Annotated in this window: 23 protein-coding genes and 2 tRNA genes; 18 read left to right on the top strand and 7 right to left on the bottom strand. The window is 64.5% G+C overall.

The window, feature by feature from the left end; all coding sequences use genetic code 11:
* A partial coding sequence (locus tag FHR95_RS16995; protein ID WP_221199175.1) for a hypothetical protein occupies positions 1–208 on the top strand: 208 nt, incomplete at its 5' end.
* Positions 209–325: 117 nt separating this feature from the next.
* Here the strand turns inward: FHR95_RS16995 and FHR95_RS03575 are convergent.
* On the bottom strand, positions 326–529 hold the full coding sequence (locus FHR95_RS03575; protein WP_040185908.1) for a cold-shock protein: 204 nt from the start codon (positions 527–529) through the stop codon (positions 326–328).
* A gap of 292 nt (positions 530–821) precedes the next feature.
* On the opposite strand from FHR95_RS03575, the gene FHR95_RS03570 reads away from it, so the two are divergent.
* The 3 genes from FHR95_RS03570 (at position 822) to FHR95_RS03560 (ending at position 2,160) form a co-directional block, all read left to right on the top strand.
* Entirely contained in the window at positions 822–1,061 is a 240-nt protein-coding gene (locus FHR95_RS03570) for a hypothetical protein (protein ID WP_183313351.1), read from the top strand.
* 118 nt (positions 1,062–1,179) lie between these two features.
* Complete coding sequence (locus FHR95_RS03565; RefSeq protein WP_183313350.1) at positions 1,180–1,527, top strand: TraR/DksA family transcriptional regulator; 348 nt, start codon at positions 1,180–1,182, stop codon at positions 1,525–1,527.
* A 39-nt stretch (positions 1,528–1,566) separates the two neighbouring features.
* Positions 1,567–2,160 (top strand): hypothetical protein, encoded by a 594-nt coding sequence (locus FHR95_RS03560; RefSeq protein WP_183313349.1) that lies wholly within the window; start codon positions 1,567–1,569, stop codon positions 2,158–2,160.
* A gap of 4 nt (positions 2,161–2,164) precedes the next feature.
* On the opposite strand, the gene FHR95_RS03555 is transcribed toward FHR95_RS03560, so the two are convergent.
* Both FHR95_RS03555 and FHR95_RS03550 read right to left on the bottom strand, forming a co-directional pair.
* Positions 2,165–2,752 carry a helix-turn-helix domain-containing protein gene (locus FHR95_RS03555; RefSeq protein WP_183313348.1) on the bottom strand — a complete coding sequence of 196 codons (588 nt, stop codon included), beginning with the start codon at positions 2,750–2,752 and terminating at the stop codon, positions 2,165–2,167.
* Between the two features lie 123 nt (positions 2,753–2,875).
* Positions 2,876–3,616, bottom strand: coding sequence for an SDR family NAD(P)-dependent oxidoreductase (locus FHR95_RS03550; protein WP_040185918.1), 741 nt, complete (start codon positions 3,614–3,616; stop codon positions 2,876–2,878).
* Between the two features lie 160 nt (positions 3,617–3,776).
* Here FHR95_RS03550 and gltX point away from each other — a divergent pair, with 160 nt between their 5' ends.
* The 3 genes from gltX (at position 3,777) to FHR95_RS03535 (ending at position 5,491) form a co-directional block, all read left to right on the top strand.
* Positions 3,777–5,258: a glutamate--tRNA ligase gene (gene gltX, locus FHR95_RS03545; RefSeq protein ID WP_183313347.1), complete on the top strand. Its 1,482-nt coding sequence runs from the start codon at positions 3,777–3,779 to the stop codon at positions 5,256–5,258.
* 58 nt (positions 5,259–5,316) lie between these two features.
* Positions 5,317–5,392 (top strand) — tRNA-Ala (locus FHR95_RS03540).
* 23 nt (positions 5,393–5,415) lie between these two features.
* Positions 5,416–5,491: transfer RNA gene (locus FHR95_RS03535), tRNA-Glu, on the top strand.
* Positions 5,492–6,003: 512 nt separating this feature from the next.
* On the opposite strand, the gene gltA is transcribed toward FHR95_RS03535, so the two are convergent.
* Positions 6,004–7,290, bottom strand: coding sequence for a citrate synthase (gltA, locus tag FHR95_RS03530; RefSeq protein WP_040185919.1), 1,287 nt, complete (start codon positions 7,288–7,290; stop codon positions 6,004–6,006).
* A gap of 445 nt (positions 7,291–7,735) precedes the next feature.
* Between gltA and sdhC the strand changes: the two genes are divergently transcribed.
* The 10 genes from sdhC (at position 7,736) to FHR95_RS03480 (ending at position 20,284) form a co-directional block, all read left to right on the top strand.
* Positions 7,736–8,113 carry a succinate dehydrogenase, cytochrome b556 subunit gene (gene sdhC, locus FHR95_RS03525; protein ID WP_040185920.1) on the top strand — a complete coding sequence of 126 codons (378 nt, stop codon included), beginning with the start codon at positions 7,736–7,738 and terminating at the stop codon, positions 8,111–8,113.
* Positions 8,107–8,454: a succinate dehydrogenase, hydrophobic membrane anchor protein gene (sdhD, locus tag FHR95_RS03520; RefSeq protein WP_040185921.1), complete on the top strand. Its 348-nt coding sequence runs from the start codon at positions 8,107–8,109 to the stop codon at positions 8,452–8,454. The genes sdhC and sdhD overlap by 7 nt, the downstream gene beginning before the upstream one ends.
* Before the next feature lie 3 nt (positions 8,455–8,457).
* Positions 8,458–10,230, top strand: coding sequence for a succinate dehydrogenase flavoprotein subunit (gene sdhA, locus FHR95_RS03515; RefSeq protein ID WP_040185922.1), 1,773 nt, complete (start codon positions 8,458–8,460; stop codon positions 10,228–10,230).
* An 11-nt stretch (positions 10,231–10,241) separates the two neighbouring features.
* Complete coding sequence (locus FHR95_RS03510; protein WP_040185923.1) at positions 10,242–10,952, top strand: succinate dehydrogenase iron-sulfur subunit; 711 nt, start codon at positions 10,242–10,244, stop codon at positions 10,950–10,952.
* A 222-nt stretch (positions 10,953–11,174) separates the two neighbouring features.
* A complete protein-coding gene (locus FHR95_RS03505) occupies positions 11,175–14,003 on the top strand; it encodes a 2-oxoglutarate dehydrogenase E1 component (RefSeq protein ID WP_183313346.1) in 2,829 nt (942 codons plus the stop codon).
* A gap of 41 nt (positions 14,004–14,044) precedes the next feature.
* A complete protein-coding gene (gene odhB, locus FHR95_RS03500) occupies positions 14,045–15,625 on the top strand; it encodes a 2-oxoglutarate dehydrogenase complex dihydrolipoyllysine-residue succinyltransferase (RefSeq protein ID WP_183313345.1) in 1,581 nt (526 codons plus the stop codon).
* A 54-nt stretch (positions 15,626–15,679) separates the two neighbouring features.
* The gene (gene lpdA / locus FHR95_RS03495) at positions 15,680–17,119 is read left to right on the top strand and encodes a dihydrolipoyl dehydrogenase (protein WP_040185926.1); all 1,440 of its coding nucleotides are present in this window, start codon (positions 15,680–15,682) and stop codon (positions 17,117–17,119) included.
* A gap of 139 nt (positions 17,120–17,258) precedes the next feature.
* Positions 17,259–18,425, top strand: a complete 1,167-nt coding sequence (sucC, locus tag FHR95_RS03490; protein ID WP_040185927.1) for an ADP-forming succinate--CoA ligase subunit beta — start codon at positions 17,259–17,261, stop codon at positions 18,423–18,425.
* Positions 18,425–19,297, top strand: a complete 873-nt coding sequence (gene sucD, locus FHR95_RS03485; protein ID WP_040185929.1) for a succinate--CoA ligase subunit alpha — start codon at positions 18,425–18,427, stop codon at positions 19,295–19,297. The genes sucC and sucD overlap by 1 nt, the downstream gene beginning before the upstream one ends.
* Positions 19,298–19,414: 117 nt before the next feature.
* A complete protein-coding gene (locus tag FHR95_RS03480) occupies positions 19,415–20,284 on the top strand; it encodes an urea carboxylase-associated family protein (RefSeq protein WP_040185930.1) in 870 nt (289 codons plus the stop codon).
* A gap of 8 nt (positions 20,285–20,292) precedes the next feature.
* Here the strand turns inward: FHR95_RS03480 and gpgF are convergent, their stop codons facing one another.
* From gpgF to FHR95_RS03465, 3 genes are all read right to left on the bottom strand, one after another.
* Entirely contained in the window at positions 20,293–21,330 is a 1,038-nt protein-coding gene (gpgF, locus tag FHR95_RS03475) for a glucosaminyl phosphatidylglycerol flippase (protein WP_183313343.1), read from the bottom strand.
* Complete coding sequence (gene gpgS / locus FHR95_RS03470) at positions 21,308–22,426, bottom strand: N-acetylglucosaminyl phosphatidylglycerol synthase (RefSeq protein ID WP_183313342.1); 1,119 nt, start codon at positions 22,424–22,426, stop codon at positions 21,308–21,310. Before gpgS ends, gpgF begins: the two co-directional genes overlap by 23 nt.
* A 125-nt stretch (positions 22,427–22,551) precedes the next feature.
* Positions 22,552–24,492, bottom strand: a complete 1,941-nt coding sequence (locus FHR95_RS03465; protein WP_040185935.1) for an exoribonuclease II — start codon at positions 24,490–24,492, stop codon at positions 22,552–22,554.
* A gap of 224 nt (positions 24,493–24,716) precedes the next feature.
* On the opposite strand from FHR95_RS03465, the gene FHR95_RS03460 reads away from it, so the two are divergent.
* Positions 24,717–25,523, top strand: a complete 807-nt coding sequence (locus FHR95_RS03460; RefSeq protein WP_183313341.1) for a Cof-type HAD-IIB family hydrolase — start codon at positions 24,717–24,719, stop codon at positions 25,521–25,523.
* The last annotated feature ends 33 nt before the right edge of the window (positions 25,524–25,556 follow it).

Raw genomic sequence — 25,556 nt, 5'->3', positions numbered from 1 at the left:
ATGCTGGCGAGAAGAAAAGGGAAAATCGTTGGTAGAAATTTGGTACGTGATGGCAATGAATGCCGGAGTGGCGGAGCTCAGTTCCTATCCATCATCGGCGCGACGGAGAAGGTACGGTCGAGCTGGGGCATCGGCATCACGAGGTGTCGGTCAGAAAGGTGGCATTCTACCAGTGCCGGTCAATTTCTGGCCAATGCTGGCCGGGTGATAGGCTCGCGGGCCTTGGCTGGTGCAAGAAAACCGGACACGCAGAAACACCAAGGCCCGCATCAGCGGGCCTTGGTGCTCGGCGTCTTGCGACGCGATAGGTCTGTCTGATCGACGATCAGATGACTTCGATGTTCGAAGCCTGCAGGCCTTTCTTGCCCTGAACCACGTCGAAGGAGACCTGCTGGCCGTCCTGGAGGGACTTGAAGCCGTCTGCCTTGATTTCGGAGAAGTGGGCAAAGAGGTCATCGCCGCCGTCGGTCGGGGTGATGAAGCCAAAGCCTTTTGCGTCGTTGAACCACTTGACTGTGCCAGTAGCCATGATGTGTCTCCTCTCGCGCTGTGCGCGTGTTACGAATTACCGGGTAATGCCCCGACTGCTAGTGGGTCAAACAAGGGGATATAACCAGACAACCGAAAGGATTCGACTACTACTGACAATATGCATCTTGCTTACCAACTGCACGCACTGTGTCACGAATGGCGCCCGGCGTCAATGCCTTGTATGGCGTCTCGGTCATCCCGATGATGGATCAGAGAGGAGGCCGATGCCGCACAAGGCGGCCTTCGTCCATACTGACTGGCAAGCATCCACCCATCAGAGGGAGCAACGCATGAGCGGCGATCTTACCGAGCACCAGATAGAGCTGCTGTCGCGCGTGCTGCAGCACGGCGGGACACTGGCCTCGCCTTTCGGTCACCCGGGCGAGGATAGTCTGCTGGAGGAAGTGCTGGAAGACATCGACACCCTGGAAGCCAGGCGCCTGATTCGCGTCGACCGGACGCGGGGCAGCGACGAGCCCGAGCGCATTACCCTGACGCCGGAAGGCTACGACGCCCTGGGCATGGCTTGAACGGAGGGGGCGGCGGCTTGACCCTCCTCATGCAGGGGTGTTGGCTGCGATAGGCTATCTAGAGGCAATACAGGCAGGGCCCTTGTTAGGCACTGTCGGCATTACAGGAGACGACACCATGGCGCACAGGAAGCAGGAGCTGGAAGCGCTGCGCGACGAGCTCATCGACCGTTTCGAGCGTTACAAGGCCCACAAGGAGCAGCGGGGCGGTCCGTTGGACAAGGACATGGAAGAACAGTCCATCGAGTTGCAGAACGACGACGTGATCGAGGCGCTTCAGCAGGAAGCCGAGGACGAACTTCGCCAGGTGATGCATGCGCTCGAGCGCATCGACAACGGTGAGGGCGATCTCTGCGAGGAGTGCGGCGAGGCCATCGACGCGCGCCGGCTATCGGCGGTGCCCTACACCACGCTCTGCCGCGACTGCGCCGAGCTGCCCGAGGCCACGCGCGGCGGTGGGGAATGATGCTAGTCTGGCCTCTCATCGACGCGACGGGAGGCGTGCATGACGGTCTGGTATCGAGCAATGGCAGCAGGCCTGCTGATGATAGGGCTGGCGGGATGCGGTGGTAGCGAGGAGGCTGCAACATCCGAGCCTGCCGAGACGGCGACCACCGCCGAGGCTAGCGAGTCACCACCGGAGCCCGCTCCCGACGTTCCGGAGGTGCCGCCTTTCGACCAGGCAGTGACGATCGATGTCTCGTCCAGCCTGGGCAGTGACCGACGCCTGAGGGTGGAGGGCGACACCAATCTGCCCGGGGCGACCCGCTTGCTGGTCATCGTGGAACGCGAACTCAGCGGCGTGCGCTGGCGCGAACGCGTGTCGGTGGAAGAGGGCGGCTTCGATGCCGGTCCGTTCGGGCCCGGCAGTGGCTTACCGGATGGCGGCTACCGGGTCATCGTCGAGGTGCAGGAGGGCAGCGTGCAGCCGAGGTCGGTGCGAGCGCGTCTCGGCGAGCAGAACGAGCATCTCAGCGGGCCCCTGGTGCAAACGTCGCGTCATGGGCTGGGCCAGATCGCTCGCTACAGCCAACGCTTTCTGGTGGGCAGTGAGACCCGCCGCACTCTCGATGAGGTCGAGGTGATGGAGGTGGAGTGATTCCTCACAGCGACTGCATTCGCCAATGGGCGACCAGCTTGCCGAGCAATCGGCAGGCCGGGGCCCAGGGCATGGCCTCGTCGCTGTTCTCGCGATGAAATATCAGCTCGCCAGTGGGGGTCTGGTCGACGTGGCGGATAGCCAGCGTGCCATCATCATCGATCAGATAGAGTCCGGACTGGCGGAAGATGTCGCTGGGGGCAATGGCGACGAGGTCGCCCTCCTTGAGGAAGTCAAACTGCTCACCCGGGGCCGGGGTAACCAGAAAGCAGTCACCGTCCCAGTGCTGACCGGGCACCATCTCGATCGGCAGTTCGATTCCCTTCTGCCGGCCATCCTGCCACGGCAGCGGCATCCGGCTGCGCAGAAAGAGCGGGCCGGCGCGGGTTCCCGTTTCCTCCAGCAGCCGCGACAGCGGGCAGTTCAGGGCCTGGGCCAGCGCCACGAGCCGTTCGTGGCCGATCTGTCGGATGGCGCCCGACTCCCAATAGGAGATGGTCACATCGGATACACCGACCCTGCGCGCCAGGGCCGCCTTGTTGAGCTTGGCCTCCAGCCGAAGTTCCTTGATCCGAGGGCCGAGTGTGTCCATTGCAACATCCTGTGGGGAAATTAAGAGGGTGTGATCTTCTGCGATCGATTTTCAGCGTGCAAGGGCGTGCATCAACGCTAATTCTGCTCTGTTTATGGCCATCGCGGCACCCCTCACCGGGCATCACCACTCAACGGCTTCGCCGGCCCAGTCGAGGAAGGTGCCGCTCTGCTCCGGGCCGCAGTCGTCCAGTACCGTGAGCAACCGCTCGGCGACGAACCTCGCTGTAAACAGCTTGTCGTCCGGAACCCTTGCCTGGAAGGGTTTTGAAAGCGCGGTATCCGTGGTGCCGGGATGCAGCGAGGCGACACAGGCCTCGGGATTGAGGCGTCGCAGTTCCACGGCAGCGGTCTTCATCAGCATGTTGTGGGCGGCCTTGCTGGCCCGGTAGGCGTACCAGCCGCCCAGCCGATTGTCGCCGATCGAGCCGACCCGCGCCGAGAGACTCGCCACCAGCGCCGGATGGCGCCCCTTGAGGCTGGGCTGCAAGGCCTTGAGCAGCAATGCCGGGGTGATCGCATTGACATGGTAGAGCCGGCTCAGGGCCTCGGCGTCCAGATCGTCGAGTTTCTTCTCGGGGCCGATGCCGAGCTCGTCGTCATGCAGCATGCCGATGGCATTGAACACCAGATGAAGCGGGGCGGCGTCCAGAGCGTGTTCCAGTGCGGCGAGCCCCTGCGTTTCGCTGATGTCCAGAGCGAGTGACTCAAAGCGGGGGTCAGGATGTGAATGGCCGGCGCGGCTGACGCCGATCACACGGCCTGGCCGATCGCTTTCCAGCAGGGCGTTGACCACGGCGTGGCCGATGCCGCCGGAGGCGCCAGTGACCAGGGCCGTGAAACCGTCGGGGAGTCGCGAGAGCATGGTGAATCCTTGTGCGGAGGGTTCAGGTTCCAGCATGGACCACGCGGGGAGGGAATGATTCCTGGGCACGGCTGCCCGGCGCCGACCAGGTGCGTATAATGTGTGGCATTCGCCCGCTCGCCAGGGCAAGTCCCACACCATCGACAGGACCAAGGACGACATGACCGTTCGTACTCGTATCGCGCCGTCACCCACCGGCGATCCCCATGTGGGCACCGCCTATATCGCCCTGTTCAACCTCTGCTTCGCCCGCCAGCACGGCGGCCAGTTTATCCTGCGCATCGAGGACACCGACCGCGTGCGCTCGACGCCCGAGTCCGAGCAGATGATCCTCGATTCGCTGCGTTGGCTGGGGCTGGAGTGGGACGAGGGGCCCGACGTGGGCGGCCCCCATGGCCCCTATCGCCAGAGCGAACGTGGCGACATCTACGGGGAATTCGCCCGTCAGCTGATCGAGGCCGGCCATGCCTTCAAGTGCTACCGCACCAGTGAGGAGCTCGATGAGCTGCGCGAGGCGCGCAAGGAAGCCGGCATGCACCTGGCCCTCAAGCCTTCCGACCTTGCCCTGCCTGGCGAGGAGCAGTCGCGTCGTGAGCGCGAGGGCTGGCCCTACGTGGTGCGCATGAAAGTACCTGCTTCGGGCAGCTGCGTGGTCGACGACATGCTGCGCGGCGTGATCGAGGTCGACTGGGCTCAGGTGGACGCGCAGATTCTGCTCAAGTCCGACGGCATGCCCACCTACCACCTTGCCAACGTGGTCGATGACCACCTGATGGGCATCACCCACGTGCTGCGTGGCGAGGAGTGGATCAACTCGGCGCCCAAGCACCAGCTTCTCTATGAATACTTCGGCTGGGAGATGCCGCAGCTCTGTCACATGCCGCTGCTGCGCAATCCCGACAAGTCCAAGCTCTCCAAGCGCAAGAACCCGACCTCCATCAACTACTACCGGCGCATGGGCTTCCTGCCCCAGGCGGTGATCAACTACCTGGGCCGCATGGGTTGGTCGATGCCCGACGAGCGCGAGAAGTTCAGCCTCGACGAGATGATGAGCCATTTCGATATCCAGCGCGTGTCGCTGGGGGGGCCGGTATTCGACCTGGAGAAGCTGACCTGGCTCAACGGCGTCTATATCCGCGAGGAGCTCGACGACAAGGCCTTTCTCAAGGCGCTGATGGAATGGGCCTTCAACGAGGAGTACGTCAGCCAGATCCTGCCTCAGGTGCGTCCCCGGGTGGAGACGCTCTCTCAGGTGGTACCCCTGGCCGGGCACTTCTTTTCGGGCCTGCCGGACATCGAGGAGGAGAGCTTCGACGAGGTCAAGCTCTCCCGCGAGGAGCTGCTCAAGCTGCTGCAGTTCCTGGTGTGGCGCTTCGAGGCTGTGCCGGCCTGGCACAAGGCGGCGCTGCTGGAGGAGGTCAAGGCACTGGCTGGCCACTTCGAGCTTAAGATGAAGGCCTTCTTGGCCCCGGTGTTCATCGCCATCACCGGCTCCAGCTCGAGCACCTCGGTGATGGACGCCATGGCGATCCTGGGGTCTGACATGACCCGGGCGCGCCTGCGCCACGCCATCGAGGTGCTGGGCGGGGTCTCGAAGAAGCAGGCCAAGCGCTTCGAAAAAGAGTTTCGCGAACTCGCGTGATTCTGTGTTGACGAAGACGGGGTTAATCAGTAACATGCGCCCCGTCTTCGAGAGATACGGGGCCTTAGCTCAGCTGGGAGAGCGCGACACTGGCAGTGTCGAGGTCAGCGGTTCGATCCCGCTAGGCTCCACCAACGTCTCGCACCGAAGATATTGCGTCCCATTCGTCTAGTGGTCCAGGACACCGCCCTTTCACGGCGGTAACAGGGGTTCGAACCCCCTATGGGACGCCACCTTCTTCCCTCGCTGTATCTTTCCAATCGCACTACGCCTGACGATTCGTTCGCCTGGTGCCTTTTTGCGATCCCATGGCGCGTCGCTCATCCCAGCATTTTGGGCGATATCGGCTTGACAACCCCCTTGACTTGTCCACTTTCACGACTCGCTTGAGTCGACCTGTGCATAGTCTCGCCCGGAACCCGCATGGTTGCCGGCCTCCTGCAAATTCCCTTTTATTTCAATAAGTTAGGATAGGTCAAAAATTGATCAATCTAAGCCGGCCCCGCTGCTCATGGCGATTCTGCGACCTTTTCGAGAGGTTTTGAACAGGCTTATCCACAGAATGTGTGGAAAACGGGGCAGACCAGTAAGAAGGCTGAGCAAGCAGTAAAGTCAACCCCGCTGAAGGAGTTGTCGCGTACTTGGGTATGACGTCCATCAGCCACTGGGCCTGCGAGCCACTGGCATGGCCCGTCAACGCAAAAGGCCGCCCGAGGGCGGCCTTGCTGAGGGGGTGGGGGTCGGCTCAGCGTGTCGGGTAGTCGCGCTGTTCGTGGCCGGTGTAGAGCTGACGCGGGCGACCTATCTTGTAGCTGTCGCTGAGCATCTCATGCCAATGGGAGATCCAGCCGATGGTGCGCGAGACGGCGAAGATCACCGTGAACATGTTCTTGGGGATGCCCATGGCCTTGAGGATGATGCCGGAATAGAAGTCGACGTTCGGGTAGAGCTTGCGCTCGATGAAGTAGTCGTCCTCCAGGGCGATCTGTTCCAGCCGCTTGGCGATCTTGAGCTGCGGGTCGTCGGCCATGCCCAGCTCGGCGAGCACCTCGTCGCAGGTCTCCTTCATCACCTTGGCGCGGGGGTCAAAGTTACGGTAGACCCGGTGGCCGAAGCCCATCAGCTTGAACGGGTCGTCCTTGTCCTTGGCCTTGTCGACGAAGCGCTGGATGTTCTCCTCGGATTCATCGCCGATCTCGTCGAGCATGTTCAGCACCGCCTCGTTGGCGCCGCCGTGGGCCGGACCCCAGAGAGCCGCAATGCCGGCGCTGATGCAGGCGAAGGGGTTGGCGCCGGTGGAGCCTGCCAGACGTACGGTAGAGGTAGAGGCGTTCTGCTCGTGGTCCGCGTGGAGCATGAAGATGCGGTCCATGGCCTTGGCGTAGACCGGGTTGATCTTGTATTGCTCGCATGGGTTGCTGAACATCATGTAGAGGAAGTTCTCTGCATAGTTCAGGTCGTTACGCGGGTAGTTGAACGGCTGGCCGATGTTGTACTTGTAGGACATCGCCGCAATGGTCGGCATCTTGGCGATCAGGCGAATAGCGCTGATCTCGCGGTCCTCGACCACATTGATGTCGAGGTGGTCGTGGTAGAAGGCGGCCAGGCCGCCGACCACGCCACACAGAATCGACATCGGGTGGGCGTCGCGGCGGAAGCCCTTGAAGAAATTGTTGATCTGGTCGTGGACCATGGTGTGGTTGCTGATCCGCGACTCGAAGTCTGCGTATTGGGCGTCGTCGGGCAGTTCGCCGAACATCAGCAGGTAGCATAGCTCGACGAAGTCGGACTCTTTCGCCAGCTGGTCGATCGGATAGCCGCGGTGCAGCAGCACCCCCTTTCCGCCATCGATATAGGTGATCGCCGATTGGCAGGAGGATGTGGCCATGAAGCCGGGGTCATAGGTGAAGAGGCCTTCGGCACCGAGACCGCGAACGTCAATGACGTCGGGGCCCAGGGTGCCGGAATAGATCGGTAGGTCGATCGGCTTTTCCAGACCGTCTACCGTCAATGTCGCTTTCCTGTCAGCCATGCTGGCCTCCTCTCGAGTTACTGGTGGGACGAAAAGTCGTTGCTTCGCTGATGGTGCTGGCGAAAAGGTTCGCCCACTATAGAAGCGTCCCAGCGATTGTCAATTCCACCATTGGGCGGCTAGTGTTGTACATTAACGCGTTAATGATATCGTTGCTGTATAGGAAATGGTGCCCTGCACCACAATGGTGTGTCATGCTGTCTGGCAACGTCTGCGAATACCCCGCAAAACGCCGCCAGCGCCGAGAAATCGGCCTTCCACCATGGTCGAGTGCGTCCTGTGTCCATTTGTCATGGCGGTGCGATGTCCCTATAATCTTAGCGCGCGACTGGCAGGAACCGGTGGTCGTGTCCAACTCGGCCACGAACGTGTCCCTTCCCGAAACCACCGCCCGCTCGGGCCTTGTCCGACGACCGAATAGCGGGCCAAGAGAGTGTGTAGAGCCGTGAATAGCAAACGACCCGTAAATCTGGACCTGTCCACGATACAGTTCCCCCTTCCCGCCTTGACGTCCATTGCCCATCGCATCACAGGCGTCATCCTCTTTATCGGCCTGATCTTCGCCTTCTGGGCGCTAGATACGTCGCTCTCATCGCCGGCCGGTTTCGCGGCCGTGAGTGACGCCCTGGCCCACAACTTCCTGGCCAAGCTGGTTGCCTGGGGGCTGCTGTCCGCCCTGGCCTTCCACTTCGTGGCTGGCATCAAGCACCTGCTGATGGACATGGATATCGGCGTGACCCTCGAGGGGGGTGTCAAGAAGGCGCAGATCACCGTGGTGGTGAGCGTGGTCCTGATCATTCTGGCTGGAGTCTGGGTATGGTAACCAACATCACGAATCTCGGGCGCAGTGGTCTCTCCGACTGGCTGCTGCAGCGCGTCTCTGCCGTTGTTCTGGCGCTCTACACACTCTTTATCGTCGGCTTCCTGCTCCTGAGTCCCGGGCTGGACTTCGCGGCCTGGAGCGGCCTCTTCTCCCAGACCTGGATGCGTATCTTCTCGCTGCTGGCCTTCATCTCGCTGGCCGCCCACGCCTGGGTCGGGCTGTGGACCGTGACTACCGACTACCTCAAGCCGACCGGCATTCGCGTCGCCGCCCAGCTCATCATCATCCTGGCCATCTTCGTGTTCCTGGTCTGGGGCATCATCGTTCTGTGGGGAGCCTGATACATGTCTACCATGCGTAGCCTGTCTTTCGACGCCATCATCATCGGCGGGGGTGGTGCCGGCCTGCGGGCCGCCCTCGAGCTGGCCAAGTCCGGCAAGAAGACCGCGGTGCTGTCCAAGGTCTTCCCGACCCGCTCGCACACCGTGTCTGCCCAGGGCGGCATCACCTGCGCCATCGCCTCCGCGGATCCCAACGACGACTGGCGCTGGCATATGTACGACACCGTCAAGGGCGGCGACTATATCGCCGACCAGGACGCCTCCGAGTACATGTGCTCCGAGGGCCCCAAGGCGGTCTTCGAGCTGGAGCATATGGGCCTGCCCTTCTCCCGCTTCGACAACGGGCGTATCTACCAGCGCCCGTTCGGCGGCCAGTCCAAGGACTTCGGCAAGGGCGGCCAGGCGGCGCGGACCTGTGCCGCCGCCGACCGTACCGGCCATGCCCTGCTGCACACGCTCTATCAGAACAACCTGAAGAACAACACCACCTTCCTCAACGAGTGGTATGCCGTCGACCTGGTCAAGAACGCCAACGGCGACGTGGTGGGCTGCATCGCCATGGACATCGAGACCGGCGAAGTGGTGCATGTGAAGTCCAAGGCCACCGTCATGGCGACCGGCGGGGCAGGGCGCATCTTCGCCTCCACCACCAACGCCCTGATCAACACCGGTGACGGCATCGGCATGGCGCTGCGCGCCGGCTTCCCGATGCAGGACATGGAGATGTGGCAGTTCCACCCGACCGGTATCTACGGCGCGGGGACCCTGGTCACCGAGGGCTGTCGCGGCGAGGGTGGCTACCTGGTCAACAAGGACGGCGAGCGCTTCATGGAGCGTTACGCGCCCAACGCCAAGGACCTGGCCGGTCGCGATGTGGTGGCGCGCTCCATGGTCATGGAGATCCTCGAGGGTCGTGGCTGTGGGGAGAAGGCCGACCACGTCTTCCTCAAGCTGGATCACCTGGGCGAGGATGTCCTTGGCAAGCGCCTGCCCGGCATTGTCGAGCTCTCCAAGACTTTCGCTCACGTGGATCCGGCCAAGGAGCCGATCCCGGTCGTGCCGACCTGCCACTATATGATGGGCGGGATCCCGACCAACGTGCACGGTCAGGCGATCATGCAGAAGCCCGACGGCAGCGATCAGATCGTCAACGGCCTGTTCGCCTGTGGCGAGGCAGCCTGCGTGTCGGTGCATGGCGCCAACCGTCTGGGCGGCAACTCGCTGCTCGACCTGGTGGTCTTCGGCCGTGCGGCGGGCATGTTCATCGAGAGTGCGCTCAACGAGGGTATCGAGTACCTCGACGCCTCCGAGTCCGATGTCGCCGCTGCGATGCAACGCATCACGCGCTGGAACGAGTCCGAGGGTGGCGAGACCGTCCCCGATCTCAAGCGCGAGCTGCAGGACATCATGCAGACCTCGTTCGGCGTGTTCCGCGAAGAGGAGAACATGGTTGAGGGCGTCAAGCGCCTGGAAGAGCTGCGTGAGCGGATCGCCAACGCCTACCTGCCGGACAAGTCCAACACCTTCAACACCGCGCGTGTCGAGGCCCTGGAGCTGGATAACCTGATGGAAGTGGCCGAGGCGACTGCCATCGCAGCCCTGGAGCGCAAGGAGAGCCGTGGCGCTCACTCTCGCTACGACTACCCGGACCGCGATGACGTCAACTGGCTGAAGCACTCGCTCTACTTCCCGGCCGAGAAACGACTGGGCAAGCGCGATGTCAACTTCGCACCCAAGACCGTCGACATGTTCGAGCCGAAAGTCCGCACCTACTAAGGGGAGTCACGATGTCCAAGCTTCAGGTATCCCTGTACCGCTACAACCCGGAAACCGACTCCGCGCCCTACATGCAGGAGTTTCAGGTCGACACCCAGGGCCGCGACCTGATGGTGCTCGACGTCCTGCACCTGGCCAAGGAGCAGGACAACGGCCTGGCCTATCGTCGCAGCTGCCGTGAGGGCGTGTGCGGTTCCGACGGCATGAACATGAACGGTAAGAACGGTCTGGCCTGCATCACGCCGCTCTCCGAGGTGGTCAAGGGCAACAAGCTGACCCTGCGGCCGTTGCCGGGGCTGCCGGTGATCCGTGACCTGGTGGTCGACATGGGGCTGTTCTACCAGCAGTACGAGCGCATTCAGCCGTACCTGCAGAACGATGAGCCGGCACCGGCCATCGAGCGCCTGCAGTCGCCGGAGGAGCGTGACAAGCTCGACGGCCTCTATGAGTGCATCCTGTGTGCGTGCTGCTCCACCGCCTGCCCGTCGTTCTGGTGGAACCCGGACAAGTTCGTCGGCCCGGCGGGCCTGCTGCAGTCCTATCGGTTCCTGGCCGATTCGCGCGACATGGCCACCAGCGAGCGCCTGGCGGAGCTGGAGGACCCGTTCTCCGTGTTCCGTTGCCGCGGGATCATGAACTGCGTCGCGGTCTGCCCCAAGGGACTCAACCCGACCCGGGCGATCGGCAAGATCCGTGAGATGCTGCTGGCCAATGCCACTTAAATCGTGGCGTCCAGCTTGTTATCATGCTTGTCCCCCTTGGACTGCGGCAAGTGGTCGCAGTCGAGTCCGGTACGGAGCATGATGCTCAGAGCCGGTGCCCAGGGCACCGGCTCTTGACCATGGAATTCAGGATGCCCTCCCTCAGGCAGGGCACCACCGATGTCGATGCGGTCGAGTCGTGTCGGCGCCGATACCACCCCATCAGTGCAGGGTGACCAAGAGATGCAACAAGGCATAATGGAGTTGATGTGGCGCTCCTCCCACGTGAGTGGCGGCAACGCTCACTATGTGGAAGCGCTCTATGAACAGTACCTCGATGATCCCTCCGCCGTTCCCGACGAATGGCGCCAGTACTTCGACCAGCTGCCGCGCCCCGACGGCGGGCCCAGTGAGGACGTACCTCTCGAGCCCATTCGCGAGCAGTTCTACCAGCTGGGTCGTCATCGGCGTACCACCCAGGCTGTTGCCGCCAGTGACGAGAACAAGAAACAGGTCAAGGTTCTCCAGCTGATCAACGCCTACCGCTTCCGCGGGCACCAGAAGGCCGACATCGACCCGCTCGGTTTGCGCAGCCCCACCCCCGTTCCCGACCTCGACCTCTCCTTCCACCAGCTCTCGAAGGCCGACCTGGACACCGAGTTCCAGACCGGCTCCTTCTTCATGGGCCTGGACAAGGCGCCGCTCAAGGAGATCGTCAGCGCCCTGGAGCAGACCTACTGCCGCTCCATCGGCTGCGAGGTCATGCACATCGTCGATACCGAGGAGAAGCGCTGGCTGCAGCAGCGCTTCGAGTCGGTGCGCTCGGCACCCAAGTTCAGTCCCGAGGTGCGCAAGCACGTGCTGGAGCGGCTGACGGCCGCCGAGGGCCTGGAGAGCTACCTGGCCTCGAAGTACCCGGGCACCAAGCGCTTCGGCCTCGAGGGCGGTGAAGCCTTCATTCCGATGATGGACGAGCTGATCCAGCGCGCCGGCGGCTACGGCACCAAGGAGGTGGTGATCGGCATGGCGCACCGCGGGCGCCTCAACCTGCTGGTCAACATCCTCGGCAAGAACCCCTCGGATCTGATCGACGAGTTCGATGGCAAGAAGGTCATCGAGCGCGGTTCGGGCGACGTCAAGTACCACCAGGGCTTCAGTTCCAACGTGATGACCCCGGGCGGCGAGGTGCACCTGGCGCTGTCGTTCAACCCGTCCCACCTGGAGATCGTTGCCCCGGTGGTCGAGGGCTCGGTGCGTGCCCGTCAGGATCGGCGAGACGATCCGGTCGGCAACAAGGTGCTGCCGATCAACGTCCACGGTGATGCCGCCTTCGCCGGCCAGGGCGTGGTCATGGAGACCTTCCAGATGTCGCAGACCCGTGCCTACAAGACGGGCGGCACGGTCCACATCGTGATCAACAACCAGGTGGGCTTCACCACCTCGCACCCCGAGGACTCGCGCTCCACCGAGTACTGCACCGATATCGCCAAGATGGTCCAGGCGCCCATCTTCCACGTCAACGGCGACGACCCTGACGCCGTATTGCACACCACCCAGGTGGCGCTGGACTATCGCCAGCAGTTCAATCGCGACGTGGTCATCGACCTGGTGTGCTACCGCCGCCGCGGGCACAACGAGGCCGACGAGCCCTCCGGCACCCAGCCGATGATGTATAGCAAGATCAAGGACCATCCGTCCTCGCGGAGCCGCTACATCGAGCGGCTGGTCAGCCAGGGGCTGCTCAGCGACGATGACGCCAAGGCGATGATGGAGAAGTACCGCGACGACCTGATGGCCGGCAACCACGTGGCCAATGCCCTGGTGCAGGAGCCCAACAAGTCGCTGTTCGTCGACTGGACGCCTTACCTAGGCCATGAGTGGACCGGCCATGCCGACACCACCGTGGATATGAAGCGGCTGCAGCGTCTTGCCGGCAAGATGTGCGAGGTTCCCGATGGCGTCGAGGTGCAGCGCCAGGTGGCCAAGATCTACGACGACCGGCGCAAGATGCAGGCCGGTGGCCTGGCGGTCAACTGGGGCTTTGCCGAGACGCTGGCCTACGCCACCCTGATCGATCAGGGGCATCCGGTGCGCATCACCGGCCAGGACGTCGGCCGTGGTACCTTCTCCCACCGCCATGCGGTGGTGCATAACCAGAAGGACGGCAGCGCCTACGTGCCGCTGCAGCACATGGCCGACGGTCAGCCGCGCTTTACCATCCACGACTCCTTCCTCTCGGAAGAGGCCGTGCTGGCCTTCGAGTATGGCTACGCCACGACCATGCCCAACGCGCTGATCGTGTGGGAAGCCCAGTTCGGCGACTTCTTCAACGGCGCTCAGGTGGTGGTCGACCAGTTCATCTCCTCCGGCGAGACCAAGTGGGAGCGGCTGTGCGGTCTGACCATGCTGCTGCCTCACGGCTACGAGGGGCAGGGCCCGGAGCACTCCTCGGCGCGTCTCGAGCGCTTCCTGCAGATGTGTGCCGAGCACAACATGCAGGTCTGCGTGCCGACCACGCCGGCGCAGATCTTCCACCTGCTGCGCCGCCAGGTGATCCGCCCGCTGCGCAAGCCGCTGGTGGTGATGACCCCCAAGAGCCTGCTGCGCCACAAGTCGGCGACCTCGAGCCTCGAGGAACTGGCGGACGGCGGCTTCCAGATGGTGCTGCCCGATCAGGGCAAGCTAGAGGCCGAGAAGGTCGAGCGCATCGTCCTCTGCGCCGGCAAGGTCTATTACGACCTGGCCAACTGGCGCGAGGAGAACGCCCGCGACGATGTGGCGATCCTGCGCATCGAGCAGCTCTACCCCTTCCCCAAGGAGGAGCTGCTGGAGGCCATCAAGAACTACACCAACGTCACCGATGTGGTGTGGTGCCAGGAAGAGCCGCTCAACCAGGGCGCCTGGTATTCGAGCCAGCACCACATGCGGGCCGTGGCCGACATGCTGCGTGACGGCCTGGGCGGCAAGCTCAAGTTCGCCGGTCGCCCGGCATCCGCGGCACCCGCGGCGGGCTACATGTCCGTGCATACCGAACAGCAGCGCCAGCTGGTGGAAGACGCCTTTAACCTCTAAGGCGCCCACCGGGACGAGAGAGAACAGACAAGGGATACGACATGGCTACCGATATCAAGGCACCTACCTTTCCGGAATCCGTCGCCGAAGGCAGCGTGGCGGCCTGGCACAAGAAGCCTGGCGACAGCGTCGAACGTGACGAGCTGATCGTCGAGATCGAGACCGACAAGGTAGTGCTCGAGGTCGTGGCCCCCGAGGCCGGTACCCTCAGCGAGGTGCTGGTGGAAGAGGGCGATACCGTGGAGTCCGAGCAGGTGCTGGGCAAGATCGGCGAGGGCAAGGCCGAGGGTGGCAAGTCGGAGGCCAAGAAGGCCGATGACAAGGCCGAGAAAAAGGACGAGGCAGCGTCGAAAGGCGAGGCAGAGGCCACGCCGGCCGGGGGCGGCAAGACCCACGAGATCAAGGCGCCGACCTTCCCCGAGTCGATCCAGGAAGGCACCGTGGCCAGCTGGAACAAGCAGGTTGGCGAAGCGGTCAAGCGTGACGAGGTGCTGGCCGAGATCGAGACCGACAAGGTCGTGCTCGAGGTCGTTGCTCCAGCCGATGGCGCGCTTGCCGAGATCAAGGCCGAGGAGGGTAGCCAGGTCGAATCCGAGGCGGTGCTGGCGACCTTCAGCGAGGGTGCCGGCGGCGGTGCCGGCCCGGAGGTCGGCGAAGGCAAGGCGGCAGCCTCCGCCGATGACGGGGCAAGCGACGAGAAGGTGGGTGACAAGATCCTCGCGCCGGCGGCGCGCAAGCTGGTTGCCGAGCACGACCTCGACGTCAATGCCATTGAAGGCACCGGCAAGGGCGGTCGCATTCTCAAGGAGGACGTGCAGCGTGCGGTGAAGGAAGGGTCCGCCAAGAAATCCGCCAAGTCCTCCGCCAAGCCGGCCGGTGGCGCCCAGGCGGCTGCCGCCGCGGCGCCGGCCGTGGAAGGCGAGCGTCCCGAGAAGCGCGTGCCGATGAGCCGTCTGCGCCAGACCATCGCCAAGCGCCTGGTGCAGGCCCAGCAGACCGCCGCCATGCTCACCACTTACAACGAGGTGGACATGGGCGCGGTAATGGACCTGCGCGCCCAGTACAAGGACACCTTCCTCAAGGCCCACGACACCAAGCTCGGCTTCATGGGCTTCTTCGTCAAGGCAGCCTCCGAGGCGCTCAAGCGCTTCCCGGACGTCAATGCCTCCATCGACGGCACCGACATCGTCTACCATGGCTACCAGGACATCGGCGTCGCCGTCTCCACCGACCGCGGCCTGGTGGTGCCGGTGTTGCGTGACACCGACAGCATGAAGATCGCCGACGTCGAGAAATCCATCGTCGACTTCGGCAAGCGGGCCCGTGACGGCAAGCTCGGCATCGACGAGATGCAGGGTGGCACCTTCACCATCACCAACGGCGGCATCTTCGGCTCGCTGATGTCCACGCCCATCATCAACCCGCCGCAAACCGCTATCCTGGGCATGCACAAGATCCAGGAACGGCCGATGGCAGTGAATGGCAAGGTCGAGATCCGCCCCATGATGTACCTGGCGGTTTCCTATGATCACCGGATGATCGATGGCAAGGACGCGGTACAGTTCCTGGTGACCATCAAGGAGCTGCTCGAGGATCCGGCTCGACTGCTGCTGGACATCTGATTCCGCGATTGACCGCAGAAGAAACCCTGCGAACTGCAACGAACAGGAGCCAACATGGCCGACAAGTTTGATGTGATCGTGATCGGTGCGGGCCCCGGTGGCTACGTGGCCGCCATCCGTGCTGCCCAACTGGGCCTGAAGACGGCCTGTGTCGAGAAATGGATCGGTAAGGAAGGCAAGGTGGTGCATGGTGGCACCTGCCTGAACGTGGGCTGCATTCCGTCCAAGGCGCTGCTCGAGGCGTCCCACAAGTTCGTCGAGGCCAAGCACGACTTCGACGACATGGGCATCCAGGCAGGCGACGTCAGCATGGACGTCAAGAAGATGATGGCGCGTAAGGACACGATCGTGAAGAACCTGACCGGCGGCATTTCCGGTCTGTTCAAGGCGAACGGCGTTACCGCCATCGACGGCACCGGCAAGGTGCTGTCAAAGGGCCAGGTCGAGGTCACCGATCAGGACGGCAAGGCGACCACCTACGACGCCGACAGTATCGTCATTGCGGCAGGCTCCGTGCCGGTCGAGATTCCGCCGACGCCGTTGAAGGAAGGGCTGGTGGTCGATTCCACCGGCGCCCTGGAGTTCCAGGAGACCCCCAAACGCCTGGGCGTGATCGGGGCCGGCGTCATCGGCCTGGAGCTGGGCAGCGTGTGGAATCGCCTGGGCAGCGAAGTGACCATGCTCGAGGCCATGGATGACTTCCTGCCGATGGTCGACACCGCCATCGCCAAGGAGACCCAGAAGCTGCTCAAGAAGCAGGGACTGGACATCAAGCTGGGCGCACGGGTCACCGGCTCCGAAGTCAAGGGCGAGGAGGTGGTCGTCAAGTACACCGACGCCAAGGGCGAGCAGGAGATGACCTTCGACAAGCTGATCGTCTGCGTGGGTCGCAAGCCCTACACCAAGGGCGTAGTGGCCGACGGCGCGGGGGTCGAGCTGGACGAGCGCGGCTTCATCCAGGTCGACGACCAGTGTCGCACCAGCCTGCCGGGCGTCTTTGCCATCGGTGACTGCGTGCGGGGTCAGATGCTGGCCCACAAGGCGTCCGAGGAAGGCATCATGGTGGCGGACATCATCGCCGGTCATAAGGCCGAGATGAACTACGATGCCATCCCCTGCGTCATCTACACCTTCCCCGAAGTGGCCTGGGTCGGCTTGAACGAGCAGGATGCCAAGGCCAAGGGCATCGAGGTCAAGACGGGCGCCTTCCCGTTCGCGGCCAGCGGCCGCGCCATGGCCAACAACGCCACCGAGGGCCAGGCCAAGATCATCGCCGATGCCGAGACCGATCGCGTGCTGGGTATGCACATCGTCGGCCAGCATGCCGGCGAGATGATTGCCCAGGGCGTCATCGCGCTCGAATTCGGCTCCAGCGCCGAAGATCTGGCGCTGACCTGCTACGCCCACCCGACCATGTCGGAGGCAGTGCACGAGGCGGCTCTGGCGGTGGAAGGCCACGCCATCCACATGGCTAACCGCAAGAAGAAGAAGTAAGGACAACAAGCGCCACCGAGAGGTGGCGCATCGCTTCCGGCCAAGTATCGGAGGCGAACGGTGGTGACACGGCGACCGCTGCCCAGAGGCCGCGAGCCCTGTCATCGTTCGAGTCACATGCAACCAATGGCATGAACCGATGAACCTTCACGAGTATCAGAGCAAGCAGCTGTTTGCCGACTATGGCCTGCCGGTCTCCAAGGGCTTCGCCGTCGACACCCCCGAAGAGGCGGCGGAAGCCTGCAAGAAGATCGGTGGCGACAAGTGGGTGGTCAAGGCCCAGGTCCACGCCGGTGGGCGTGGCAAGGCCGGTGGCGTCAAACTGATCAAGAGCCCGGAGGAGGCCCAGGCCTTCGCCGAGTCGTGGCTGGGCAAGAACCTGGTGACCTTCCAGACCGACGAGAACGGTCAGCCGGTCACCAAGATCCTGGTCGAGACCTGCACCGATATCGCCAACGAGCTCTACCTCGGCGCCGTGGTCGATCGTGGCACCCGTCGCGTGGTGTTCATGGCCTCCACCGAGGGCGGCGTGGAGATTGAAAAGGTCGCGGAAGAGACCCCCGAGAAGATCCTCAAGGCCGAAATCGATCCGCTGGTCGGCGCACAGCCGTTCCAGGCGCGTGAGCTGGCCTTTGCGCTGGGCCTGTCGGGTAACCAGGTCAAGCAGTTCACCAAGATCTTCCTGGGCCTGTCCAAGCTGTTCCATGACAAGGATCTGGCGCTGCTGGAGATCAACCCGCTGGTGGTGACCGACGAAGGCAACCTGCACTGCCTCGATGCCAAGATCAACCTGGATGGCAACGCCCTGTATCGTCATCCGGATCTGCAGGCCATGCGCGACCCGTCTCAGGAAGACGAGCGCGAGGCCGAGGCGGCCGCCTGGGAACTCAACTACGTGGCCCTGGAAGGCAACATCGGCTGCATGGTCAATGGCGCCGGCCTGGCCATGGGCACCATGGACATCATCAAGCTCAACGGCGGCCAACCGGCCAACTTCCTTGACGTGGGCGGCGGTGCCACCAAGGAACGCGTGGCCGAGGCCTTCAAGCTCATCCTCTCCGACGATTCCGTGAAGGCCGTGCTGGTCAACATCTTCGGCGGCATCGTGCGTTGCGACATGATCGCCGAGGGCATCATCGGTGCCGTCGAGCAGGTCGGTGTCAACGTGCCGGTGGTGGTGCGTCTGGAAGGTAACAACGCCGAGCTGGGTGCCGAGAAGCTGGCGTCCAGCGGTCTGAACATCATCGCTGCTACCAGCCTGACCGATGCGGCTCAGCAGGTCGTCAAGGCAGCGGAGGGCAAGTAATGAGCATCCTGATCGACAAGAACACCAAGGTCATCTGCCAGGGCTTTACCGGCGGACAGGGGACCTTCCACTCCGAGCAGGCGATCGCCTACGGCACCCAGATGGTCGGCGGCGTGACGCCGGGCAAGGGCGGCCAGGAGCACCTCGGCCTGCCGGTGTTCAACACCGTCAAGGAAGCCGTGGCCGAGACCGGTGCCGAGGCCAGCGTGATCTACGTGCCGGCAGCGTTCTGCAAGGACTCCATCCTCGAGGCGGCCAACGCCGGGATCAAGCTGATCGTCTGCATTACCGAGGGCATCCCGACGCTGGACATGCTCGACGTCAAGGTGAAGTGTGACGAACTGGGCGTGCGCCTGATCGGGCCGAACTGCCCGGGCGTGATCACGCCCGGCGAGAGCAAGATCGGCATCATGCCGGGCCATATCCACAAGCCGGGCAAGGTCGGTATCGTGTCGCGTTCCGGCACCCTGACCTATGAAGCTGTCAAGCAGACCACCGACCACGGCTTCGGTCAGTCCACCTGCGTGGGCATCGGCGGCGACCCGATTCCGGGCTCCAACTTCATCGATATCCTCGAGCAGTTCGAGAAGGATCCGGCGACCGAGGCGATCGTGATGATCGGCGAGATCGGCGGCACCGCCGAGGAAGAGGCTGCCGCCTACATCAAGGCCAACGTCTCCAAGCCGGTGGTCTCCTATATCGCTGGCGTCACCGCACCTCCCGGCAAGCGGATGGGCCACGCCGGCGCCATCATCGCCGGTGGCAAGGGCACCGCGGACGAGAAGTTTGCTGCCCTGGAAGCCGCAGGCGTCAAGACCGTGCGTTCGCTGGCCGAGATCGGCGATGCCCTGAAGGCCGCGACCGGCTGGTAAGCCAAGCGCGGCGCATGGCGCAGCACGAAATACGGAAAGGGCACCTTCGGGTGCCCTTTCTGCTTTTCGTCCCAGCGGCTAGGCTTCGAGTCTCAAGACGATGCTTCGGAGATCGCCATGGCAAAGGTACCCGCCGCCTATCGCGCCACGCAGGGTTCCATCCTCGACGTGGATCGAGACTTCTACGGCCGGCTGACGACGCCAGGAGCCAGAGAGCGCGTCGATCGGCGGGTCGTGCCGATTCGCCAGGGGCTGGCCTGGGAGGTGCCGGCCGGCCATGTGCTGCGCCTTTCGACGCTGGAGGGCCCGCAGGTGGGAGATCTCAACCTCTGGCATCGCCACAACCCGCGGGAGCGCTTCTGGGCCTCCCGCACGCGTCAGCTGCAGCGTGCCCATGTGTCGACCTTCGATCGCCTGTGGTCGACGCTGCCGTTTCTGCGGCCCCTGGCCACCATCATCGACGATACCCTGGCGCGCTATGGCACGGACGCCGACGGTGGGCGCGTGCATGACCTGCTGGGCACGCGCTGCGACCCCTACGTCAACAAGCTGCTGACCGGCCAGGACTTCGACCACCACTGCCATTCCAACCTGGTACGCGCGGTCGCGCCGTTCGGCCTCACCGAGTTCGACGTGCACGACGTGCTCAACGTCTTTCAGTGCACCGGTCTCAATGACGACGACCAGTACTTCATGAAGGCTTGTCCGGCCCGGCAAGGCGACTATCTGGAGCTGTTCGCCGAGGTCGACCTGCTGTGTGCGCTGTCGTGCTGTCCGGGTGGCGACCTTTCGGTCGACCTGTGGGGCCCCGAGGCGCGTGATCCCCTGGAAACCTGCCACCCCATCGGGGTCGAGGTCTTTCGTCTTGAACCGTCGCTGCTGGCGGGGTGGGAGCCGCCGGCCTATGCGCCTTACCAAGGCGGGCACGGCATGCGCGGCCCCGCCATCGACTGGACGGCGCAGAAGCAGCGGCGTTTGAAACCCTGAGACGGCCTTCATGCTTGCCCGTTCGAGGTGCGTCGCGTCAGCCGGTAGGCCCAGAGCAGAAATACCGGGGCTCCGGCAGCCAGGTAAAGGTGGTAGGAGACCAGGCGCCAGACCAGTACCGCGGCGGCCGCCTTTTCGCGTGCCATCAGCGGCAGCAGCAGCCCGCCAACCCCCAGCTCGGCCGCCCCGGCACCTCCGGGCAGGAAGCTGAACTGGCTCGCGGCCATGGCCATCGTCTGGGTCAGGAAGGTCCATAGCCAGTCGGCATGTCCACCGACGCCCAGCACCGCCAGGTAGAGCAGGCTGTAACGCAGCAGCCAATGCGCCGTGGTGAGCCCCAGCATCGCCAGCAGCGTCGCAACAGGCAGCCGCAACGTGGCCCGCAGGGCTTGCCGACAGGTCAACAGGCGGCGGACCAGCCAGCGGCGCCGAGCACCGCTCAGCCAGCGTGCGACGGGCGATGCTGTATAGCGCAGCAGCGCTGGCAGGTAGCGCATCGCGAGGGTAAAGCCGACGGCCACCAGGGCCAGCGCGGCCAGGGCGATCTGGATCAGCGTTTGATGGGGCCACTGGGTCTCGCCCAGCCAGGAGTAGGCCACCAGCCCCGACAGCATGCACAGGAAGAACAACAGGTCGCAGCCCTGGTCGATCAGGAACACGGCGGCCCCCTTGGAGGCCGGCAGGCCGCGCTGGGCCAGCAGAACCAGCAGCGTGGCCGGGCCTCCGCTGCCGCCGGGCGTGGCACACAGGGCGAACTTGGACGCCAGTTCGATGCCCAGTGCGCCGCGCTGCCCAAGCCGGCCGGCCCGGCCATCCAGCATCAGGCGCAGTCGGGCAGCGTTGAGGTTCCAGCAGACGAATGCCATCGTAAGCATCAGGGCCAGCAGGCCGAGCGGGAAATGCGTGACCTTTGCCAGGGCGTCGGGCCCGCCCAGCCCGCTGGTCACCAGCAGTGGCGCCATCAGCGCCAACACGATCAGCAGGCCGTGCAGCGGCCGCCAGCGCGGCAAGGCCCGGCGAGAATCAGCCGTTTCGGTGGATGGCATGGCGCTCGCTGCCGTGACGCAGTTGTCGATAGTGGTCCAGCAGGTCATCGATGACCCACGCCCAGCCGAAGTGGCGCTCGACGTGTCGGCGGGCATGCCGGCCCATGGCCACCGGATCGTTGAGGAACAGCTCCTGCACGGCACGCGCCATGGCGCCGGCATCGCGTGGATGACAGAGCACGCCGGCACCCAGCGGCACGTACTCCTTCAAGGCGCCTGCTCTCGCCGCCACGACAGGTAGCCCGCAGGCCATGGCTTCCTGCGCCACCAGGCCGAAGGTCTCGCGCGTGCCGGCATGCAGCATGGCGTCGGCGCTGGCCAGGGCGGTGGCGACTTCGCTGGGCGGGCAGTAGCGGGACACCACGCTGACGTTGTCAGGGACGCGAGTGGGCATCCCCGGCCCCATCAGCAGCAGGTGGTAATCGGCACCCAGCCGCTGCATCACGTCGAGCAGCACGTCGATGTGCTTCTCGGGCGAGTGACGGCCGGCGAACACCAGTAGCCGCTGGCGGTCGCCCAGCCTCAGGCGTCGGCGGAGTTCGGGGTCGCCATGGCGAGGGTGGAAGGCCTCGAGGTCGACGCCCAGCGGCTGCACGCGCACATTCTCCACGCCCCAGTCGGCTAGTCGCGCGGCCATGGCGCTGCAGGGCGCCAGCACGCTGTCGAAGTGGCCGTAGAGATCGCCCACGTAGCGCTGCAGACGGTGACGCACCGCGGTGCCGAAGCGGTCTCCCATCAGTCTTGGCAGGTCCGAGTGGAAGAAGCCTACCGTGGGGACGCCCATGGCCTGGCCGGCCTCTGCCGCGGCCCAGGCCGTCACATAGGGATCCCCGGCCTCGATCAGGTCGGGGGCCATCGTCATCAGAGCCTCGCGCCAGGGGCGACGGCGCAGCGGGAAGCGGTAGCCCTGGCCTAGCGGAATCCGTGGCGCGGGGAGGGTATGGACCCCGCCAAGCGAACCATGCTCGGCGCCGGGTACCAGCAGGCTCGTGCGCAAGCTCGGTCGTGTGGCCAGCACGCGATGCTTGGCCTGAAGATAGGTGCGCACCCCGCCGCTGGCAGGGGCATGGAACATGGTGACGTCGACGATATGCAAGCCGCCCTCCTGGCATCGGTCTTTGCTGCCAGCCTAGGGCGGTAATGCGACAGTTGTGCGACAGCCGCAACGCGAGACGGCGACCCTTAGGTCGCCGTCTCGCATCGCCGGGCGTTGCCGGTGGGTCAGTCCGCGGGGCGGCCCACCAGCGAACGGGTCTCCTCGCGGGCCTCGGTCAGCACCACGCGGATGACGTCGCCGAGCTTGAAACGCTCCTCGTCCTCGATCACCACGCGCCCTTCCTTGTCGTCGATCGCCACCTTGGCGCGGTCGCTGTGCATCAGCGGGGCCGGGATGAAGGCGGTGGCGCCGTTGGCCGTCAGGCGAACCCGCATGCCGCCGCGATTGACGGCAATGATCTCGGCCTCGAAGGACTCCTGAGCCTCGGCGGACGGCGTCAGATAGCGCACATAGAGCCAGTCCTTGACGTCGCGCTCGGCCATGCGGTTCAGCCGGCGCCGCTCGGTCAGCTGCTCGGTGAGCTGCTGGCTGGCCTCGGCCGGCGCCTGCTCGCCCTTGAGCACTCGCTTTATCAGGCGGTGGTTGACCATGTCGCCGTACTTGCGGATCGGCGAGGTCCAGGTGGCATAGGCAGCAAGCCCCAGGCCGAAGTGCGGGCCGGGCAGCGCCGACATGCTGGTGAAGCCCTGGAAGCGCCGCAGACGGGCATCCAGCCAGGCATCGTCGCGGCCTTCGAGCTCACGCTTGAGCTCGGTGTAGCGGGGCAGCTCGGTGAGCTGCTCGCGCTCGACCTGGATGTCCTGGCTGGCCAGGAACTCCTGAGCGGCCTCGGCCTTCTCCGGCTCGAAGGCGCGATGAACGTTGAAGATGCCGTGACCAACGTGCTCGGCGAGCAAGTGCGCGCAGCAGGCGTTGGCCGCGATCATCGATTCCTCGATCATGCGGTTGGCGATGCGTCGATGCTCGGTGCGGATATCCAGCACATTGCCGGCGTCGTCGAGGTCGAAGACGAAGTCGGGGCGGTCCTTGAATACCAGCGCGTGGGCGGCGCGCCAGGCGCTGCGCGCTTCGGTCATGGCTTCCAGGGCCTTGAGCTGCTCACCGATCTCCTCGGCAGGCGCCCAGTCGCCCTGACCCTCGAGCCAGTCGGAGACCCGCTCATAGGCAAGCTTGGCGTGCGAGCGGGCGGTGGCGGCGAAGAAGCGGTAGTCACCGAGGCTGCCATCGGCGCCGACCTCCAATGTGCAGGCCAGCACCGGGCGATCCTTGCCCTCCCAAAGCGAGCAGAGGTCGTCGGCCAACTGCTCGGGCAGCATGGTGACGTTCTGGCCCGGCAGGTAGACGGTAAAGGCGCGGGTACGGGCCTCCAGGTCGGCGGCATGGCCCTCTTCCACGTAGGCGGTGGGGTCGGCAATGGCCACCGTCAGTGACCAGCCGCCATCGTCGCGAGCGCGGATGCGCAGGGCGTCATCCATGTCGCGGGTCTTTTCACTGTCGATGGTGAAGAAGGGCTCGGCGGTCAGATCCTCACGCTCGAGACCCTCGTCACGCAGCGGCCAGTCGTCGCCGGCGTCCGGACACTCCTGCTCCAGGGCATGGCGGGCCAGGGTCACGCGCCACGGCACGGCCGGGTCGTCGGTCTTGGCTACCAGCTCGTCGATCTGGGTGAAGAAGGCGCGATCGTCGGGCTTCAGGGGGTGGCGCACCAGGCGGGCCACCACCCAGTCGCCGTCGGCGATGCTCGCCTCGTCGAGACTGCGCTTGATGCGCGCCTTGAGGGCCGTCTTGATCATGGGGTGATCGGGGACCACCGCCAGGCGACCGTCACGCTTCTGCACGCGCGCGATAAAGCGCTGCATGCCGGTCTCGATCAGGGTGTCCGGCTCCACGGACTTCTTGTCGCCCTCCTCGTGAAGAACGGCCTCGACACGGTCGCCGTGAAGCACCTGCTTCATGGCGGGCGGCGGCACGAAGTAGGACTCACCGTCGTCGGTCTCGAGGAAACCGAAGCCCCTGTCGGTGGCCTTGATCACGCCCTCGACGCGAGGGGTGTTGGAGCGGATCTGTTGCTTGAGCTGGGCAAGCGCCGAGTTGTTCTGCAGCATGGTCACGATCGGTTGGCGAGTAGGAGGGTCACTATACGGATTCGCGACCCCGGCGCCAAACGGTGCGCCGAGCATCATGCGCAATCAGTTGCTTGCAGCGTCTCCGGGCCGGCGGCGAGCAAATGCCGGATGCCGAACGCGGCACAGTGACGGCGGCATTCGGCAGGAAGACAGACGGGGAGAGCTTCGGTAGCCTGAACGCCTCACCCCATGCGGATGCCCTCATGACCCCACGACTGATCGTCACCGACCTCGACGGCACCCTGCTCGGGGCCGACCATGACCTCCACCCGACGACCATCGACACCTTGCGTGCCCTGGCAGGGCAGGGGCACCACCTGGCGTTCGCCTCGGGTCGCCATTTCCAGGACATGCAGCGTTTTCGCGAGCGCCTGGGCATCCCGGTGCACGTGATCAGCACCAACGGCGCCTATCTCCACGACACCGAGGGTCGCCTGATCACTGCCCGTCACCTGGAGGCGTCGCTGGCCCGGCAGCTGATTGCCCTGCCGCGCCCCGCCGAGGTGCGCCTCAACCTCTACCATGAGCATGAGTGGCTGATCGATGCCGAGGCGCCCGGTCTGCTGGCGCTGCATGCCCATACCGGCTTTGGCTACCGGGTCGCCGACCCCGAGGAACTGGACGGCGAAGGTGTGGGCAAGGTGCTGTATATCGGTGAGCCGGATGCGGTCAGGCGGCTGGAGGCGACGATTCGGGCCCGTCACGGCGAGCGGCTGCATCTCACCTGGTCGCTGGCCACGTCGCTGGAAATCATGGCCGAGGGCGTGAACAAGGGCACCGCCCTGGCGGCGCTGCTCGAGCGCCTGGGTCTGGGCCCGGAAGCCTGCCTGGCCTTCGGCGACAATCTCAATGATACCGAGATGCTGGCCCTGGCCGGCGAGGCCCACGTGATGGCCAATGCCCATCCGGAACTGGCCGACCGGGTGCCCGGGGCCCGGCGGATCGGCCACCACGATGAGCGGGCCGTGGCCGCGACGCTGCGCGAGCGTTTCGGCGTCTCCACCACCTGAGCTTGTAACCTGAGCTCAGAGAGGGTATCGACG

Source organism: Halomonas fontilapidosi, from assembly GCF_014192285.1.
GTDB classification, from domain to species: Bacteria; Pseudomonadota; Gammaproteobacteria; order Pseudomonadales; family Halomonadaceae; genus Halomonas; species Halomonas fontilapidosi.
The sequence above is the reverse complement of the archived record's forward strand: the minus strand, read 5'-3'. Positions and strand labels throughout refer to the sequence as shown.